The sequence below is a fragment of the Micromonospora sp. SCSIO 07396 genome, assembly GCF_053667945.1.
Window position 1 is genome coordinate 6,066,866 of record NZ_CM132210.1, and the last position, 16,639, is coordinate 6,083,504.

Annotated in this window: 17 protein-coding genes; 1 reads left to right on the plus strand and 16 read right to left on the minus strand. The window is 70.1% G+C overall.

Features of this window, described 5'->3' with window-relative positions:
* Positions 1 to 29 precede the first annotated feature (29 nt).
* The 16 genes from nuoF to ACWCHM_RS26650 form a co-directional block, all read right to left on the minus strand.
* Positions 30 to 1,346 (minus strand): NADH-quinone oxidoreductase subunit NuoF, encoded by a 1,317-nt coding sequence (gene nuoF / locus ACWCHM_RS26575; RefSeq protein ID WP_204958667.1) that lies wholly within the window; start codon positions 1,344 to 1,346, stop codon positions 30 to 32.
* Entirely contained in the window at positions 1,343 to 2,443 is a 1,101-nt protein-coding gene (nuoE, locus tag ACWCHM_RS26580) for an NADH-quinone oxidoreductase subunit NuoE (RefSeq protein ID WP_454220274.1), read from the minus strand. The genes nuoF and nuoE overlap by 4 nt, the downstream gene beginning before the upstream one ends.
* On the minus strand, positions 2,440 to 3,765 hold the full coding sequence (locus ACWCHM_RS26585) for an NADH-quinone oxidoreductase subunit D (protein ID WP_204958665.1): 1,326 nt from the start codon (positions 3,763 to 3,765) through the stop codon (positions 2,440 to 2,442). Before ACWCHM_RS26585 ends, nuoE begins: the two co-directional genes overlap by 4 nt.
* Positions 3,762 to 4,493 (minus strand): NADH-quinone oxidoreductase subunit C, encoded by a 732-nt coding sequence (locus ACWCHM_RS26590; protein ID WP_204958664.1) that lies wholly within the window; start codon positions 4,491 to 4,493, stop codon positions 3,762 to 3,764. Before ACWCHM_RS26590 ends, ACWCHM_RS26585 begins: the two co-directional genes overlap by 4 nt.
* On the minus strand, positions 4,490 to 5,167 hold the full coding sequence (locus tag ACWCHM_RS26595; protein WP_067300532.1) for a NuoB/complex I 20 kDa subunit family protein: 678 nt from the start codon (positions 5,165 to 5,167) through the stop codon (positions 4,490 to 4,492). The genes ACWCHM_RS26590 and ACWCHM_RS26595 overlap by 4 nt, the downstream gene beginning before the upstream one ends.
* Before the next feature lie 14 nt (positions 5,168 to 5,181).
* Complete coding sequence (locus tag ACWCHM_RS26600; RefSeq protein ID WP_067300536.1) at positions 5,182 to 5,547, minus strand: NADH-quinone oxidoreductase subunit A; 366 nt, start codon at positions 5,545 to 5,547, stop codon at positions 5,182 to 5,184.
* Positions 5,548 to 5,683: 136 nt separating this feature from the next.
* Complete coding sequence (locus tag ACWCHM_RS26605) at positions 5,684 to 6,958, minus strand: geranylgeranyl reductase family protein (RefSeq protein ID WP_454220276.1); 1,275 nt, start codon at positions 6,956 to 6,958, stop codon at positions 5,684 to 5,686.
* Positions 6,959 to 7,092: 134 nt separating this feature from the next.
* Positions 7,093 to 7,314 (minus strand): hypothetical protein, encoded by a 222-nt coding sequence (locus ACWCHM_RS26610; RefSeq protein WP_204958662.1) that lies wholly within the window; start codon positions 7,312 to 7,314, stop codon positions 7,093 to 7,095.
* Positions 7,315 to 7,381: 67 nt separating this feature from the next.
* A complete protein-coding gene (locus ACWCHM_RS26615) occupies positions 7,382 to 8,092 on the minus strand; it encodes a demethylmenaquinone methyltransferase (RefSeq protein ID WP_454220277.1) in 711 nt (236 codons plus the stop codon).
* Positions 8,093 to 8,252: 160 nt separating this feature from the next.
* Complete coding sequence (locus ACWCHM_RS26620; RefSeq protein ID WP_454220278.1) at positions 8,253 to 9,506, minus strand: LPXTG cell wall anchor domain-containing protein; 1,254 nt, start codon at positions 9,504 to 9,506, stop codon at positions 8,253 to 8,255.
* A 490-nt stretch (positions 9,507 to 9,996) separates the two neighbouring features.
* Positions 9,997 to 11,187, minus strand: coding sequence for a cyclic dehypoxanthinyl futalosine synthase (gene mqnC / locus ACWCHM_RS26625; RefSeq protein WP_454220280.1), 1,191 nt, complete (start codon positions 11,185 to 11,187; stop codon positions 9,997 to 9,999).
* Between the two features lie 159 nt (positions 11,188 to 11,346).
* On the minus strand, positions 11,347 to 12,039 hold the full coding sequence (locus tag ACWCHM_RS26630) for a hypothetical protein (RefSeq protein ID WP_454220281.1): 693 nt from the start codon (positions 12,037 to 12,039) through the stop codon (positions 11,347 to 11,349).
* A gap of 31 nt (positions 12,040 to 12,070) precedes the next feature.
* Positions 12,071 to 12,832 carry an endonuclease/exonuclease/phosphatase family protein gene (locus ACWCHM_RS26635; RefSeq protein ID WP_421489630.1) on the minus strand — a complete coding sequence of 254 codons (762 nt, stop codon included), beginning with the start codon at positions 12,830 to 12,832 and terminating at the stop codon, positions 12,071 to 12,073.
* On the minus strand, positions 12,829 to 14,175 hold the full coding sequence (locus ACWCHM_RS26640) for a hypothetical protein (protein WP_454220282.1): 1,347 nt from the start codon (positions 14,173 to 14,175) through the stop codon (positions 12,829 to 12,831). Before ACWCHM_RS26640 ends, ACWCHM_RS26635 begins: the two co-directional genes overlap by 4 nt.
* An 844-nt stretch (positions 14,176 to 15,019) precedes the next feature.
* Positions 15,020 to 15,220 (minus strand): DUF397 domain-containing protein, encoded by a 201-nt coding sequence (locus ACWCHM_RS26645; protein WP_421489632.1) that lies wholly within the window; start codon positions 15,218 to 15,220, stop codon positions 15,020 to 15,022.
* 7 nt (positions 15,221 to 15,227) lie between these two features.
* Positions 15,228 to 16,076: a helix-turn-helix domain-containing protein gene (locus ACWCHM_RS26650; protein ID WP_421489633.1), complete on the minus strand. Its 849-nt coding sequence runs from the start codon at positions 16,074 to 16,076 to the stop codon at positions 15,228 to 15,230.
* 182 nt (positions 16,077 to 16,258) lie between these two features.
* Here ACWCHM_RS26650 and ACWCHM_RS26655 point away from each other — a divergent pair, with 182 nt between their 5' ends.
* Positions 16,259 to 16,621 (plus strand): hypothetical protein, encoded by a 363-nt coding sequence (locus ACWCHM_RS26655; RefSeq protein WP_421489634.1) that lies wholly within the window; start codon positions 16,259 to 16,261, stop codon positions 16,619 to 16,621.
* The last annotated feature ends 18 nt before the right edge of the window (positions 16,622 to 16,639 follow it).

Genomic DNA, 16,639 nt, shown 5'->3' on the forward strand with positions numbered 1-16,639 from the left:
TCCCTTCGCGACTACAGGACTCGCGTTCATCAGTGCGCCCCCACCAGCTGCTTGTCCGACAGCTTCGGCGCGGTACGCCCCTCGATGTAGTCGAGGTAGTCCTGCTTGAAGTACTGCAACGACGAGGTCACCGAGCTGGTCGCGCCGTCACCCAGACCGCAGAACGAGCGGCCGAGGATGTTGTCGCAGGTGTCGAGCAGAGTGTCCAGGTCCTCGTGGGTACCCTGGCCGGCCAGGATGCGCCGGTAGACCCGGACCATCCAGTAGTTGCCCTCCCGGCACGGGGTGCACTTGCCGCACGACTCGTGGTGGTAGAACTCCAGCCACCGGTAGGTCGCGTAGACCGGGCAGTCCTGGTCGGAGAAGATCTGGGTGGCCGTGGTGCCCAGGATCGAGCCGGCCGCCGCCACCCCCTCGAAGTCCAGCGGCACGTCCAGGTGCTCGGCGGTGAGCAGCGGGGTGGACGATCCGCCGGGCGTCCAGAACCTGAGCTGGTGACCGGGCTGCATCCCGCCGGCCAGCTCGATCAGCTCGCGCAGGGTGACGCCCAGGCCGCACTCGAACTGGCCCGGGTTGACGATCCGCCCGGAGAGCGAGTAGATCATCGGCCCGGACGACTTCTCGGTGCCCATGGACTTCCACCAGTCCGCGCCGCCCAGCACGATGTACGGGACGCTGGCGATGGTGCCGACGTTGTTGACCACCGTCGGGCTGGCGTACAGGCCGTGGGTGGCCGGGAACGGCGGGCGGAGCCGGGGCTGACCCCGGAACCCCTCCAGCGAGTCCAGCAGCGCCGTCTCCTCGCCGCAGATGTATGCCCCCGCGCCGGAGTGCACGACCAGTTCCAGGTCGAACCCGGTGCCCAGGATGTTGCGCCCGAGGTAGCCCTTGGCCTGTGCCTCGGCCACCGCGTTGCGCAGCCGGCGGGCGGCGTGCACCGCCTCGCCCCGGATGTAGATGTAGGCCCGGCTGGCCCGGATCGCGTACGAGGCGATGATGACCCCCTCGACCAGCGAGTGCGGGTCGTGGGTCATCAGCGGCAGGTCCTTGCAGGTGCCCGGCTCGCCCTCGTCGGCGTTGACCACCAGGTAGTGCGGCTTGCCGTCGCCCTGCGGGATGAAGCCCCACTTCAGGCCGGTGGGGAAGCCCGCGCCACCCCGGCCGCGCAGGCCGGAGTCCTTGATCAGCTGGATCAGGTCGTCCGGGTGGGCCCTGAGGGCCTTGCGCAGCGCGGCGTAGCCGTCGAGCTTCTCGTAGCCGCCGATCCGCCAGGCGTCCGGGGACAGCCAGCGGCGGGTCAGCACCGGGGTCAGCTTGGCCAGGGTCTCCGGCCGGGGAGTGGTCACTTCTGGGCCCCCGTCTCGCTCGCGACGGCGGAGCCCGCGCCCGCAGCGCCCGTTTCCGCCTCGGCTTCCTTGAGGTTGCGCTCCTGCGCGCCGGCCTCGTCGCCGGCGGGCTTGCCGTCACCGGCGGGGGCGTTCGCGGCCACCCCGGCCGCCTGCGCCGCCTGCGCGTCGCGGGACGCCGGTGGCGTGCCGTCGGTCGGGACCTTGGTGCCGGGGGCGTCCGGCACGGCGGTGGCCGCGTCGGGCTGCCGGGTCTCGGCGGTACGCACCTGCGGCGACTTGTCGTCCGGGGCCTTCACGTCCGGCGCGGTGCTGCCGGTGACCTGCTCCGGCTTCGCCGCCGGAGCGGCCGGGGCGGGGGCCTTGGCGGCCTCGGCCTTCGCCTTGGCCTCGGCGGCGGCCCGGTCGGCCTCGGCCTTGCTGCGGATCGGGGTCTTCGGGTCGTAGCCCGGTGCCGTGATGCCGTGCTGCTCGGCCAGGCGCAGGCCACGCAGGGTGGCCTCGCCCGGCCCGCCGTCGGCGACCGCGCCGTCGCGCTCGTCGGCGAAGCCGGCGAGCTGGACGGCCATCTCCTTGAGCGTGCAGAGCCGGGCACCCCGGGTCGGCATCGGCCGGCCCCCGGCGCGCAGCTCGTCCACCACACCGACCGCGCCCTGCGGGTCGACGCCGTCGAAGAAGTCGTAGTTGACGGTCATCACCGGGCCGTAGTCGCACGCCGCCAGGCACTCGGCGTGCTCCAGGGTGATCTTCCCGTCGGCGGTGGTCTCGTCGTGCCCGACGCCCAGGTGCTCGACGAGCGTGTCGTAGACCTCCTGCCCGCCGAGCACGTTGCACATCGTGTTGGTGCAGACGCTGACCAGGTAGTCACCGGTGGGCCGGCGCTTGTACATGGTGTAGAAGGTGGCCACCGCGCCGACCTGGGCCTTGTTCAGCCCCAGCACCTCGGCGCAGAACGCCACCCCGGCCGGGGAGACGTAGCCCTCCTCGGCCTGCACCAGGTGCAGCAGCGGCAGCAGCGCCGAGCGGGACCGGTCGGCCGGGTAGCGGGCGATGATCTCCCGCGCCCGCACCCGGGTCTCTTCAGTAAACGTCGTCATCGGTCACATCCACCCATCACGGGGTCCAGCGAGGCGCCACCGGCGATCACGTCGGCGATCAGGCCGCCCTCGGCCATCGCCGGAAGGGCCTGGAGGTTGACGAAGCTCGGCTCCCGGTAGTGCACCCGGTACGGCCGGGTGCCACCGTCGGAGACCGCGTGCACGCCCAGCTCGCCCCGGGGCGACTCGATGCCGACGTACACCTGGCCCGGCGGGACCCGGAAGCCCTCGGTGACCAGCTTGAAGTGGTGGATCAGCGACTCCATCGACTGACCCATGATCTTGGCGACGTGCTCCAGCGAGTTGCCCATGCCGTCCACGCCGATGGCGAGCTGCGCCGGCCAGGCGATCTTGCGGTCGGCGACCATCACCGGGCCCGGCTTCAACCGGTCCAACGCCTGCTCGACCAGCTTGAGCGACTCCCGGATCTCGGCGAGCCGGACCAGGTAGCGGCCCCAGACGTCACCGTCCGGGTGGGTCGGCACGTCGAACTCGTACGTCTCGTAGCCGCAGTACGGCATGGTCTTGCGCAGATCCCAGGCCAGGCCGGCGGAGCGCAACACCGGGCCGGTGACGCCGAGCGCGACACAGGCGGTCACGTCGAGCACCGCGACGCCCTGGGTGCGCTCGGTCCAGATCGGCTGACCGGAGAGGAGGTCCTCGTACTCCTTGAGCTTCTTCGGCATCATCGCGAGGAAGTCGCGGATCTTGGCGATCGCCGCGTCCGGGACGTCCTGCGCCACCCCGCCCGGCCGGACGTACGCGTGGTTCATCCGCAGGCCGGTGATGGTCTCGAAGATGTCGAGGATGTACTCCCGCTCGCGGAAGCCGTACAGCATGATCGAGATCGCGCCCAGCTCCATGCCGGTGGTGGCCAGCCAGACCAGGTGTGAGGAGATCCGGTTCAGCTCCATCATCAGGACCCGGATCGTGGTGGCCCGCTCGGTGATGTCGTCGGTGATGCCGAGCAGCTTCTCCACCGCGAGGCTGTACGCCGTCTCGTTGAAGATCGGGGCGAGGTAGTCCATCCGGGTCACGAACGTCGAACCCTGCACCCAGTTGCGGTACTCGAGGTTCTTCTCGATGCCGGTGTGCAGGTAGCCGACGACCGAGCGGGCCTCGCGGACCGTCTCGCCCTCCAGCTCCAGGATCAGCCGGAGCACGCCGTGCGTCGACGGGTGCTGCGGACCCATGTTCACGACGATCCGCTCGTCGTTGATCGGGTCGGTGCCGGAGACGACCTGGTCCCAGTCCCCACCGGTGACGGTGAAGACCCGCCCCTCGGTGGTCTCCCGTTCGGTCGCGTAGTTGGACGTGGTCACTGGTATGACCTCCTACGGTCCGGCGGCGGGATCTCCGCGCCCTTGTACTCGACGGGGACGCCGCCGAGCGGGTAGTCCTTGCGCTGCGGGTGGCCCTCCCAGTCGTCCGGCATCAGGACCCGGGTCAGGTTGGGGTGGCCGTCGAAGATGACCCCGAACATGTCGTACGCCTCGCGCTCCTGCCAGTCGGCCGTCGGGTAGACGGCGGTGACGCTGGGCAGGTGCGGGTGCTCGGCGGAGACGGCCGCCTCCAGCCGGACCCGCCGCCGGTAGGTCATCGAGGTGAGCTGGTAGACCACGTGCAGCCGGCGCTCGTCGGCACCGAGGTAGTCCACCCCGGACACCGAGGAACACAGCTCGAAGCGCAGCGCGAGGTCGTCCCGCATCACCTGGCACACCTCGGCGATCCGCTCCGGGCGTACGTGCAGGGTCAGCTCGCCCCGGTCGACGACGACCTTCTCGATCGCGTCGCCGAACTGCGGGTACGCCTCCTCCAGCGCGTCGCGCACCTCGTCGAAGTAGCCCCCGTACGGCCGGGGCGCCTCCTCGATCGGGGTGCGGTGGCGGACCAGGCCGCCGTAGCCGGAGACGTCGCCGGTGCCCTGCATGCCGAACATGCCGCGCCCGGCCGGGCTGGACGGCGGCAGCTCGGCGGCAGCACCGCTGGTCGCACCGGCCGGGGTGACCGGCACCGGCACCCCGCCGTCGTTCTTCCTGTCGTTGCTCATTTGGGGCCAGCCTGGGTCTGGAGGTGGTTCTGGGCGTTCATCCAGTTCTCGATCCGCAACTGCTCCTCGCGCCCCTCACGGACCGCCTTCGTCCATTCGGCACGGCGGGCCTTGTCGTTGCGGTACGACGACGGCATCGAGCCGTACGGCACCACGGGCACGTCACCGCGCTCCAGCCGGGCCGCCTGCATCTTGCGGCCGTTCGGGCCCAGCGGCTCGTACATGATCTTCTCGCGGAGCTTGAGGATCGCGTCGATGAGCATCTCGGGGCGGGGCGGGCAGCCCGGCAGGTACATGTCGACCGGGACGACGTGGTCGACGCCCTGGACGATCGCGTAGTTGTTGAACATGCCGCCGCTGCTGGCGCAGACGCCCATGGAGAGCACCCAGCGGGGCTCGGCCATCTGGTCGTAGATCTGGCGCAGCACCGGGGCCATCTTCTGGCTCACCCGGCCGGCCACGATCATCAGGTCGGCCTGGCGCGGCGAGGCGCGGAAGACCTCCATGCCCCAGCGGCCCATGTCGTAGTGCGGGCCACCGGCCGCCATCATCTCGATGGCGCAGCAGGCCAGGCCGAAGGTGGCGCCCCAGACGGACGACTTCCGCGACCAGTTGACCAGCTTCTCCACGGAGGTGAGCAGGACGCCGGCGGGGAGTTTCTCCTCGATGCCCATCTGACGTTCCTCCCTCAGTCCCAGTCCAGCCCGCCGCGCCGCCACACGTAGGCGTACGCGACGAAGACCGCGACGATGAACAGGACCATCTCCACGAAGCCGAAGATCGGCAGGGCGTCGAAGGAGACCGCCCAGGGGTAGAGGAAGATGATCTCGATGTCGAAGACGATGAAGAGCATCGCCGTCAGGTAGAACTTGATCGGGAACCGGCCGCCGCCCACGGGCTGCGGGCTGGGCTCGATCCCACACTCGTACGCCTCGAGCTTGGCCTTGTTGTAGCGCCGGGGACCGGCGAAGCGGGCGGCGGCCACGGAGAACAGCGAGAACGCCGCGGCGAGGGCGAACAGCCCGATGATCGGTGCGTAAGGCGAGAGCGACATCTTTTCTCCTGCTCGTCCTTCCCCTGCCCCAGGTGCTTGACAAAATTCACACTATTCACGTCCCTCGTGACTGCCGTCAGCGGGGGTCGATCCCTGTCCGTGCCGGTGCCGCCGTTGGCCCTGGCCCGGTCACGCCTCACACGGCCGGGGCCGCCTTCGTCATCGCGTTGATGACCCGGTCCATCGCGTCCCCGCCGCGCGGGTCGGTCAGGTTGGCCAGCAGCTTGAGCACGAAGCGCATCAGCATCGGGTGCGGCATGCCGTGCTTGGTCGCCATCCGCATCACCTCGGGCCGGCCGATCAGCTTGACGAAGATCCCGCCGAGCCGGTAATAGCCGCCGAACCGGGCCTTCAGCTCCTGCGGGTACGCGGTCAGCGCCCGCTCCCGCTCCGGCCCGGCCGGCCGGGCCAGCGCCTGCACGATGACCTCGGCGGCCAGCTCACCGGACTCCATCGCGTACGCGATGCCCTCGCCGTTGAACGGGTTGACCATGCCACCGGAGTCGCCGACCAGCAGGACCCCCCGGGTGTAGTGCGGCACCCGGTTGAAGCCCATCGGCAGCGCCGCGCCGAGGATCGGGCCGTCGGCGTTGGTCTCGTCGGTCATCCCCCAGTCCGCCGGGGTGTTGGCCAGCCAGTCGGTCAGCAGCCGCCGGTAGTTCGTCTTGCCGAACGCGGAGGAGGAGTTGAGCACGCCGAGGCCGACGTTGACCCGGCCGTCACCGAGGCCGAAGATCCAGCCGTAGCCGGGCAGCAGCGCGTCGCTGCCCTTGCTGCGCAGCTCCAGCCAGGACTCCAGATAGTCGTCGTCGTGCCGGGCCGGCGAGCGGTAGTAGCGGCGGACGGCCACGCCGATCGGCCGGTCCTCCCGCTTGGCCAGGCCCAGGGCGAGCGGGAACCGGCCGGAGACGCCGTCCGCGGCGACCACCAGCGGGGCGTGGAAGGTGGCCGGTTCCCGGTCCGGGCCGACCTCGGCGGTCACCCCGACCACCCGGTCGGCCGCGTCGAGCACCGGGCCGATGACGTTGACGTTGGTCTGCAGTTCGGCGCCGGCGGAGACCGCCCGCTGGGCGAGCAGGTCGTCGAAGTCCAGCCGGGTGCGGACCAGGCCGTAGTTGGGGAAGCTGGCCAGGTCGGGCCAGTCCAGTTCGAGGCGTACCCCGCCGCCGATCACCCGCAGGCCCTTGTTGTGCAGCCAGCCGGCCTCGGGCGAGGTGTCCACGCCCATCCGGATGAGCTGCCGGGTCGCCCGGGGGGTGAGCCCGTCCCCGCACACCTTCTCGCGGGGGAACTCGGTCTTCTCCAGCAGCAGCACGCGTACGCCGTGCCGCGCCAGGTGGTACGCCGTCGCCGATCCACCGGGACCGGCGCCCACCACGATCACGTCGGCGTCGTTCTCCACCGATGTCATCTGCGCCTCCTCCCGCACGCTCGTGAAATGCTTCACAAGCCGATCGGGTTGGAGTCTATGACCGTGGTTACACAGCTGCCGGGTGAGGGGTACCTAACTTCCTGGAAACAGGCCGGTCGGGGTGGGTTCGTCCCTCAGTTCCGGGCGATGTCGAGCCCGTCGTCGGCCCGGACCGCCGCCGGCAGGTGGTCACGCAGCGCTCCGCCGGCCGCCCGGTCGAGCGCACCCAGCACCTCGGCCACCACCTGACGGACCTCGGCCGGGTCCGCGCCGGCCAGCTCCCTGAGCTGGGCGACCAGCTCGGCGGCATCGTCGTCGGCGGGGATCGCGGGGTCGGTGGGCACTACTCCGGTCATGCCGGGGAGCTTACGCCCCAATTTAGACCAAAGACAGACATTAGGGAAAAAGCGGCTTCACCCTCGGTCACGTCCGGATGGCCCGGTGCAGGGCCACCACCCCGCCGGTCAGGTTGCGCCACGCCACCCGGCCCCAGCCGGCCGCGCCGACCCGCGCCGCCAGGGCCGCCTGGTCCGGCCAGGCCCGGATCGACTCGGCCAGGTAGACGTACGCGTCGGGGTTGCTGGACACCGTCCGGGCCACCACCGGCAACGACCGCATCAGGTACGACAGGTAGACCGTCCGGAATGCCTGGTTCACCGGCGTGCTGAACTCGCAGACCACCAGCCGGCCCCCCGGCCGGGTCACCCGGGCCAGCTCCCGCAGCGCCGCGTCGGGGTCGTTGACGTTGCGCAGGGCGAAGGAGATCGTCACCGCGTCGAACGAGGCGTCGGCGAAGGGCAGCCGCAGCGCGTCCCCGGCCAGCAGCGGCACCTCCGGCCGGACCCGCTTGCCGGCGTGCAGCATCCCCTGCGACAGGTCAGCCCCCACCGCGTACGCCCCGGAGCGGGCCAGTTCCTGCGTCGACACCCCGGTGCCGGCGCCCACGTCCAGCACCCGCTCACCGGGGAGCAGCCCGAGCGCCGCCCGGGTGGCCCGTCGCCACGACCGGTCCTGCCCGAAGGACAGCACCGTGTTGGTCAGGTCGTAGCGGGCGGCCACCCCGTCGAACATCGCGGCGACCTCGTGCGGGGACTTGTCCAGGCCGGCGCGCTGGCCCTGCGGGGTACGGCTCACCCCTCCACTCTGCCAGCCTGACCCCACCCACCCGCCGGTGGGTCCGACCGACCCGGGGGTCGGCGACGGGCGGCACGCAAGGCGGGGCGGACGCGCGGCGGGCGGGGTGGTCGCCCACCCCGCCCGCCGTCCTGCCGTGGTGCGGAAAACCTGCCTCCGGTCAGCTCCGCGGCTTCTCGTCGCCCGGCGCCACCAGCACCAGCCGACGCCGACGGGCGAGCATCAGCATCGCGCCGCCCGCGAGCAGCACGACGACGCCGATGCCACCGATCAGGGTGGCCTGCGCACCGGTCACCGGCAGACCGCCGTCGCCGCCACCCGTGCCGCCACCGGTCGTCGGGCTGACGCTGGTGCTCGGGCTCGGCTGACCGCTGGTGCTCGGGCTCGGCTCACCGGTCGGGCTGGGGCTCGGGCTCGGGCCGGTGCTCAGGTCGACGAACACGTCGAACAACGAGGTGTTGTCACCGTCGTCGGTCTCGGTGAAGACCTTGCGCTGCGCCTTGCTGGCGACCTGCGGCTCCTCCTCCGGGGTGCCCTCGGCCTCGGTCAGCCCGGCGGCGAACAGGACGCCCGGGGTGAGCACCTTCTCGGTGACGCCCGTGCCGACCTTGATCCGGACGTCGGCGGTGTAGAACTCGCCCGGCCGCAGCACCGCGCCGGAGTCCTCGCAGTACGCCACCACGCCACCCAGGTCCTGCGTGACGCAGCTCTCCGGCAGGTCGACGAAGCTGGCGCCCTCCGGCAGGGCGATCCCGTAGAAGACGCCGGTCGCGCGGCGGCTGCCGCCGTTGTAGACCGCCCAGTCCAGCGGGGCGGTCCCGCCGGGCTTGACGCCGGTCAGTCCGCTCTCGCCGGCCTCGTCGCCGTCGACCACCACGTCGGCGTAGACGTCCTGCACCCAGGTGGTCAGGTCGTAGCCGGGCTTGACGACCATGATGTCGTGGTCGACCGAGTCCGACGTGGTGTTGGACCCGCTCACGGTCACCTTCAGCACGCCCGCCTTACCGCGCGAGTCGGTGCCGAACAGCGGGATGCCGAACTCCTCGGTGGTGCCGGCGGCGATGTCGTCGGTGGTGCCCCCCAGGTCGGACAGGGAGCAGGTGAAGGCGGTGCCGCTGACGTCGCAGGCGTCCGGTTTGAGCACCCCGACCTTGTTGGGCTTCAGGCCCGCGGTCTCGACGGTGACCTTCACGTTCTTGGCGTCGACCGTGCCGCGGACGTTCTGCACGGAGAACTTGAACGGCTTGGCCTTGGCCTCCTTGACGCCCAGGGCCAGCTGGGAGCTGAGTGGGACGAGGTCGAGCTGCGCCTGATCGGCGGCGCTGGCCGGGGCGGCGACGGTGGCCAGGCCACCGACGGCGAGCAGGGCCACGGCGCCGAGGCGGGCCAGGGCCGAGCGGTGGAACAGAGTCATCGATCCCCCGGGGGGCTAGGGACTGCTGGGAAAGGTGGGGCTGATGTGGCGAACCGAGCGGACGTTATCCGAGATCGACGCCGGTACGCCAGCCGTGACGTGCGTTTTTGTCCCAGACGGGGCCGAACGGAGGAGGAGCGGGGGCGGGACGGTCACCCGTCCCGCCCCCGTTTTATATGAACGGCCCTCCCGGGCCGATGGAGGACGTACGACACTCGTCATCCGCTCGCCGCAGGCGGTCAGCGGAGGTACGTCGAGCGCACGTTAGCGGGCACCGCCGCGCCGCGCCAACCCCCGCGCCGTAGCGCCGGCTGCGGAATATCCGCCCAGCGTGCCGCACGCCGCCCCAATTGCCGCGTCTTGTGGGGGCTGGTCCCGCGCCGCCTCGGCCGAACGGCGACCACGAATATCCCCTGGGCCGACACCCAGACCCGTTCAGCCAGTCACCGCAACGACCCGACCAGTTACTCGGGGTGACGGTCGGGGCAGCTCAGCGGGCCTCGACGAGCGGCAGCGTACGGCCGGCACCACCGCCGGGCATGGCGATCGAGGAGAAGTGCGACACCACCCGCTCGTCGGTCGGGTCGTCGGCGGGGGTGTGGTGCACCGCCAGCCGCCGGTAGAGGGTGTCCCGCTGGGCGGGGATCCGGTCCGCCGAACGGATCATGCCGATCAGCTCGTGCAGGTTGGACCGGTGCCGCGCGCCGGCCGAGGAGATGACGTTCTCCTCCAGCATGATCGAACCGAGGTCGTCGACGCCCATGTGCAGGGCGAGCTGGCCGACGTCCTTGCCGGTGGTCAGCCAGGACGCCTGCAGGTGCGGCACGGTCTCGAAGAACAGCCGGGCCACCGCCACCAGGCGCAGGTACTCCAGGGTGGTGGCGTGGGTGCGGCCCTTGAGGTGGTTGTTCTCCGGCTGGTACGTCCACGGGATGAACGCCCGGAACCCCCGGGTGCGGTCCTGCACGTCGCGGATCATCCGCAGGTGCTCGATCCGCTCGGCGTTGGTCTCGCCGGTGCCCATCATCATCGTGGCGGTGGACTCCAGACCCTGCCGGTGGGCCAACTCCATGACCTCCAGCCAGCGCGCGCCGGACTCCTTGAGCGGGGCGATCGCCTTACGCGGGCGGTCCGGCAGCATCTCGGCCCCGGCGCCGGCGATCGAGTCCAGCCCGGCGGCCTTGATCCGGGCGATGGCCTCGTCCAGGCTGACGCCGGAGACCTTCGCCATGTGCAGGATCTCGCTCGGCCCGATCGAGTGGATCGCGAGCTGCGGGTACGCCTTCTTGACCGAGGAGAACAGCTCCTCGTAGTACTCCACGCCGTAGTCCGGGTGGTGGCCGCCCTGGAGCATGACCTGGGTGGCGCCCAACTCGACCGCCTCGCCGCAGCGACGCAGGATCTCCTCGGTCGGGTGGGTCCAGCCCTCGGCGTGCTTGGGGGCCCGGTAGAAGGCGCAGAACTTGCACGCCGTCACGCAGACGTTGGTGTAGTTGATGTTGCGGTCGATCAGGTAGGTGACGATGTTGTCCGGGTAGCGCCGCCGGCGTACCGCGTCCGCCGCCTCGCCCAAGGCGTGGAAGGGCGCCTCGGTGTAGAGCAGCAGCGCCTCCTCGGGCGTGATCCGCCCGCCGTCAGCGCCGCGTTGCAGGATGTCGTCGATCTCCCGGTTCGCCGTCACAACCCGAGCGTACGCCGGACAGCCCTCCGGTTCCGCACAGCACCGGCGACGGGTGACAAGCACCCCACCGGCGCCCGGTGCGCGCCGGGAGGCCCCCCACCTCGCCCGGCGCTGGCCGACGGGCCCGTCCGGGTGACCTGCCCGTGGCTCCGCACGCCATCAGGCGGCGAGATGACTTCTCAGCGCCATCAACCTGCCACGCATCTCCTCGATGTCGAAGGTGCGCCGACCCACCCGCGCCGGCACTGTCTCGGTGGTGTCCACCAGGACCGACGACCAGTCACGCGACAGCCGTCCCTGGAGCATGAGGGTGACGGTGGTGGTCGACGCCGCCTCCACCCGGTGCAGCAGGTCGTACGGCATCGAGTAGGACGAGCCCGGTGTGAGTTGGACTGCCAGGGTCTCCCGTACGGACACCACGTCCACGAGGTCGAAACGCCAGGCCGACTCGCCATCCCGGCTCGACTCCCGGTAGCGGGTGAGGACCGCTCCGCTCCTGGCCGGGTGGTAGTAGCGGCAGTCGAGTCGACCGGCGACCACCACCGAGGAAAAGTCGAAGCGGTGATCGTGGACATGTTCGCGCATCCTGGGCCGCCCAGGCCACCAGACGTGCATGCGCAACTGGCCGAATTCACCGAAGGTAGCCAGAATGAACTTGTCGAAGCCGAGAGCATGCGGATGCGAACGAGCGGCCACCGCGTCCGCGCGGGAGTCGTCGTCCAGCAACTCGGTGAGCAGGGCACTCAACCGTTCCGGCCGTCCCAGCCCTCGCAGGATGCTGATGGCGGACCCGGACGGCTGCCCCGCACTGTCGGCGAGTGCCGCCATGATCTGCCGCTCAACAGCCGACATCGAGTTTGTGTCCAGCACGAGCGACGACATGTCACCACCTCGACACGAGATCCACCACACATAGTTCGTGATCCGAGAAATTGGTCACCAGCTTTGGCTCGGCACCTCGCGACAGGTCGGCCGAGAAGAGAATGTCGTCGATCGCCATCCCGTTGTGCGTCGCCATCTCGCCGAACGCCCGCACCATCGGGCTCGCCATCGAGCCCAGCACCAGGTCGCGATCCTCCGTGTTGAAGTCACCACAGATGACCACCTGCCCCCCGACAGACCGGGGCAGTGCTGCCGACACCGACTTCCATATTCCGGAGAACGCCGGCTCGCGAGCGTCCCGACCAAACCGGTGGAAGGGGAATGAATGCAGCGAGGCGACGGTCACCTCGGTAAACCCGAAATCGAGCGTGCAGGACACCATTCCCTTGTCGTGCAGCGCCATGACGGTGCGGCCCCTGGTGGCGGAAAGCTGCGGGTTGGGCAGCACGACTCCACCGATCCGGCTGACCGGGTAGCGGCTGGCGATGGCGACACCCGCCCGCTTGCCCTGCTCGAACGACGACTCGGAGAGCGGCAGGGTGGCCGCATACTGCAACGCCGTTCTGGTGAGCAGCGCCGACAGGACCTCCGACTCGCCCTCAGTCGTGAAGTCCACCTCCTGCAGGGCAAGCACGTCGATGTCGAACTCGTTGACGAGATCGACCATCTCGGCCAGCGCCTCCGGCCGACGGGTCACGTCGTCACTGGCGGCGGGCAATCCCTCCCGGACGTTCCAGGTCGCAACCCGGATCCGATCGGTCAAGGTGGCCAGGGCAGATTCAGCATCGAGTAGTCCCGTACGACCAGCACCCCCTGATAGGTCATCCACGTGGGCTCCTTTCGCTCCTCTTTCCACTTCCACACCCCATTCTCTTGAAGGTCGAGCACTGCCCTGACCGCCTGCTGCAGGTGCGGCAGGCGCCGCTCATCGACCGCGCGACACATGAGCGCCCGCGCCACCCAGGCCGGCGTGAAGTGGCCGACGATGATGGTGTCCATCGCGTCGCCCGCACTGGTCAACCGCCGTAGCTGCTCGTCAGTGACGTCGTAGTGGGAGTTTCGGATCAGCCATTCGATGCCCGCGTCCACACACTCGTCGAGCTTCTCCCGTCGGTCACCGCGAACCGCCTGAGCGGCCTTGCGGAGAGCCACCACGGCTCTCGCGGTGTGCGGTACGGATGGCGCACTTCCGTGGTTCACCGTCATGCCCCAGGCCATGCAGGCCGGCTCCCCCTCCGCCTGCTGCCGGACGGCGCCCTCCACCAGGTGGGTCGTCAACTCATCGAGCTTGGCCGAGGCGGGCGCAACCTCGGCGAGCGCCGAGATCGCCGAGCTGAGAACCGTCACGCGCTGCCAGCCGACACCGTCGACCTCCGGCGTCATCATGCGTTCGAGTTGTCCCACCAACTCGGAGCGGATGGCGGGATCCAGGCCGGTTCGTACGAGTGCGGTGAGCACCCATGCCGTGACTTCCGGTCGGGCGACATCCTGTTGGGAGCGGGCGACCCAACCCCCTGCCGGCCGTTGTAGCGCCACCACGTTGTCCACCAACCGCCGGCGGTCGAGCCGCGCCTCCCTGAGGTCCAGTGCGAGGGCGATACGAAGGCCGTACGACGTCCCGATGGCGCTCGGCGGGACCTGCTCCCCCATGAACTGCGACCACCCGAAAACCTCACCCCGGGTCCCGCTGGCGGTACGCAGATCGGCCATCAGCCGGCTCCGGGTGCCCTCCATGATCTGCCGTGCGGAGACGAACGACCTCGGCCGCGGTTCCCGGGCCCCGGGCAGCATCGTGCCGGCAGCCAACGAGGGGCCCACGAATCTCTGCAGCCCCGGTCGCTGGACGAGCCATTTGAGGGTGATCCCCATACAGAGGGCGGCCAGCACGGCAAAGGCATAACGCACCCAGTCCTGGCTGAACCACTGATTGGGCAGGTGATCGACCAGAAGGCTGTACGTCGCGAAGATGAGCGCGAAGGGACCCAGATCGGCTATCCGCCGTCCGAGGCTCCGCAGCCGGCCACGAGTCGGGCCTACGGTCTCACGCTGAGGTTCAAGCGCCGACAACGGCTCGTTGCCACGGGCCGTCTTCTCACTCAGCGTCACGCGCTCTCCGATCACATCGCCCAGAGTGTGCGCCTTGGGACACAGCGTTTGATTGCCGGAGAACCCTAGCGAGACGCGTCAATGAAAAACATCGTGCGAGGGTACGGGGCAGGAATGGCCGAACGGGCATGGTTCTTCACCACTGTTGACATGTGTACGCCGATCTGATTTTCGCCGCCGGAGACCGGACACGCCGGCTCTCCCGTCCCGGCCCGTTACGCCGGCAGACCATTCCCGATCAGCGGCAATGGGCGCGACGGCCGTCCCTCAGTCGTACACCCGACTGCCACATCCATGGCCCGGCTGACCCACCAGACGCCTGGGTTGTCTCCAAACCGACACCCGGCTGGCTCCGTCAATCCCAGGATCCGAGCCCGGTCACCACTGCGTTGGGCGGCGGCACAGTCCGCCCACCGGGACCCGATACCGACCTACCCACCGTCACCCGCCGTAGTCGACCGTCAGCGCTTCGGTCACCGGGCTGGCCTGGCAGGTCAGCACGTAGCCGGCTGCCACCTGCCCACCACCCCGTCGAGGATGACCATCAACCGGGTGCACAGAAGTCAAAGAACGCGAACGGTTCGCCCGAACCGATGCCCGCGCCGCGACTCCGGTCGGCCGGCTTCGCCTCGGTCGCGTCGACCGGCGGCCGGCAGTTCCCACGATCAGTTCGACCGCCCGGAACGGCGCACCATCCACCCGACCTTCGTCCGCCGACACCGCCGCCGCGCCCCGACCCAAAACTCAAGATCCGATTGGGAAAAGGGAGAAGACACGCCGATGAAGATGCCCAAAAAGGCAATGTGATCACGCACCCCCACCCCTCAACCGCCCACAGCCGCCGTCAGAACCCGGAACGCACCGGCGGATGGGCGACGAACGCGCCCCAGGACCGGCGGTCGAAGGCCAGCACCGGCCCGGCCGGATCCTTCGAATCGCGTACGCCCACCACCTGAGCCACCTCGGCCACCTCGACACAGTTGGCGTTGGAGCCGCTGCGGGTCGACTTGCGCCAGGCCACACCGGAGAAGTCGGGGATGATCATCCGAGGCTCACTCTCGCTCGTGCTCCGTTGCGTACCGCGCAACGAGTTCCACCGAATCGACGGGGCTCAGTGCCACCTCCGCCAGCCTATCCACCTCCCGCCGGAAGTGCGCCACCTGCGCGGCCTCTTCCAGGAACAGCCCGGTCAGCTTGTGGTCGAGGAAGACCACCGACCGGTTGCGCGGAAAGTCGAAGAGCGCGAACGACCCGTCCAGCCCGGTGTGCCCGCCCACGGCCAGCGGCACCACCCGCAGGGTCAGGCCCGGCCGGTCGGTCGCCTCCACCAGATGCCGCAGTTGCCGGGCCATCACCCGGGACCCGCCGAGCGCCCGGCGCAACACCATCTCGTCGAGCAGCACGTGCAGGGTCGGCGGGGTGGGCCGGGTCAGGACCGCCTGCCGGCCGAGCCGGGCGGCCACCCGCCCCTGCGCCTCGTCGGCCGGCACCCCGCAGCCGACCATCACCGCCTGGGCGTAGTCCGCCGTCTGCAACAGGCCGGGCACCAGCATCGGCTCCCAGTTGACGATGGCGGTCGCCTCCGCCTCAAGCCGGATCAGGGTGCGCGACTCCTCGGAGAGCCCGCCGATCGCCTCCCACCAGCCGACCTCGGCCGACCGCTCGGCCATCCCGAGCAGCCGCTTGCGCGCGTCCCCGGTGACCCCGTAGATCACCAGCAGGGACGCGACGTCGGCGGCTGAGACGCCCTGGATGCCGTTCTCGATCCGCGACAGTTTGGACGGTTGCCAGCCGAGCCGGATGGCCACCCGCCGTTGCGCCAGGCGACGAGCGTCCCGCAACTCACGCAGTTCTCCACCGAGCCCCCGGCCGACCACCGTGGGCTGACCCGCCTTGGCCATGCTGATCCTTCCGATCGCACCGTGACCCGCCCGACCGACGGTCTCGGCGGCAACATGCGGCCGTGTCGCCACACCATCACCGTGGCGACATGGGCAGTGACGTTGAGTATTGACTCTCGACCGATCTCGCGCAAGCATGAGCAGCAACGTTGCTATCGACCGTGCACAGCTTGGAGGCCGTCATGCAGATTCCACAGCCCGCCTGGCTACGGCCGTACGATCCGGCTGACTCGCCCGGCCCGATCCCGTCGGTGGTGGAGCGGTTCCGGCGGCGCAGGCGGGACGAGCCGGAGCCGCCCAGCGAGGCCGAGCGGGAGGCCGCCCGCTACACAGTGGTGCTGGTGTCACCCGAGGGCGCGCAGGCCCTCGGTGACGACCGGGGCGAGGTCGGGCTGCAACTGTTCCGTGACGACGACTGGGACGGCAACCCGCCACACCTGGACGAGGCGGTCAAGCTGATCGAGGAGGCCTGCGGCGAGCGGGTCGCCCTCACCGAGCACCACTCCGACCTCACCTACTGGACCGCCCACCTCCGCCCCGGCTGACCGGTCGCGGGAACAGCG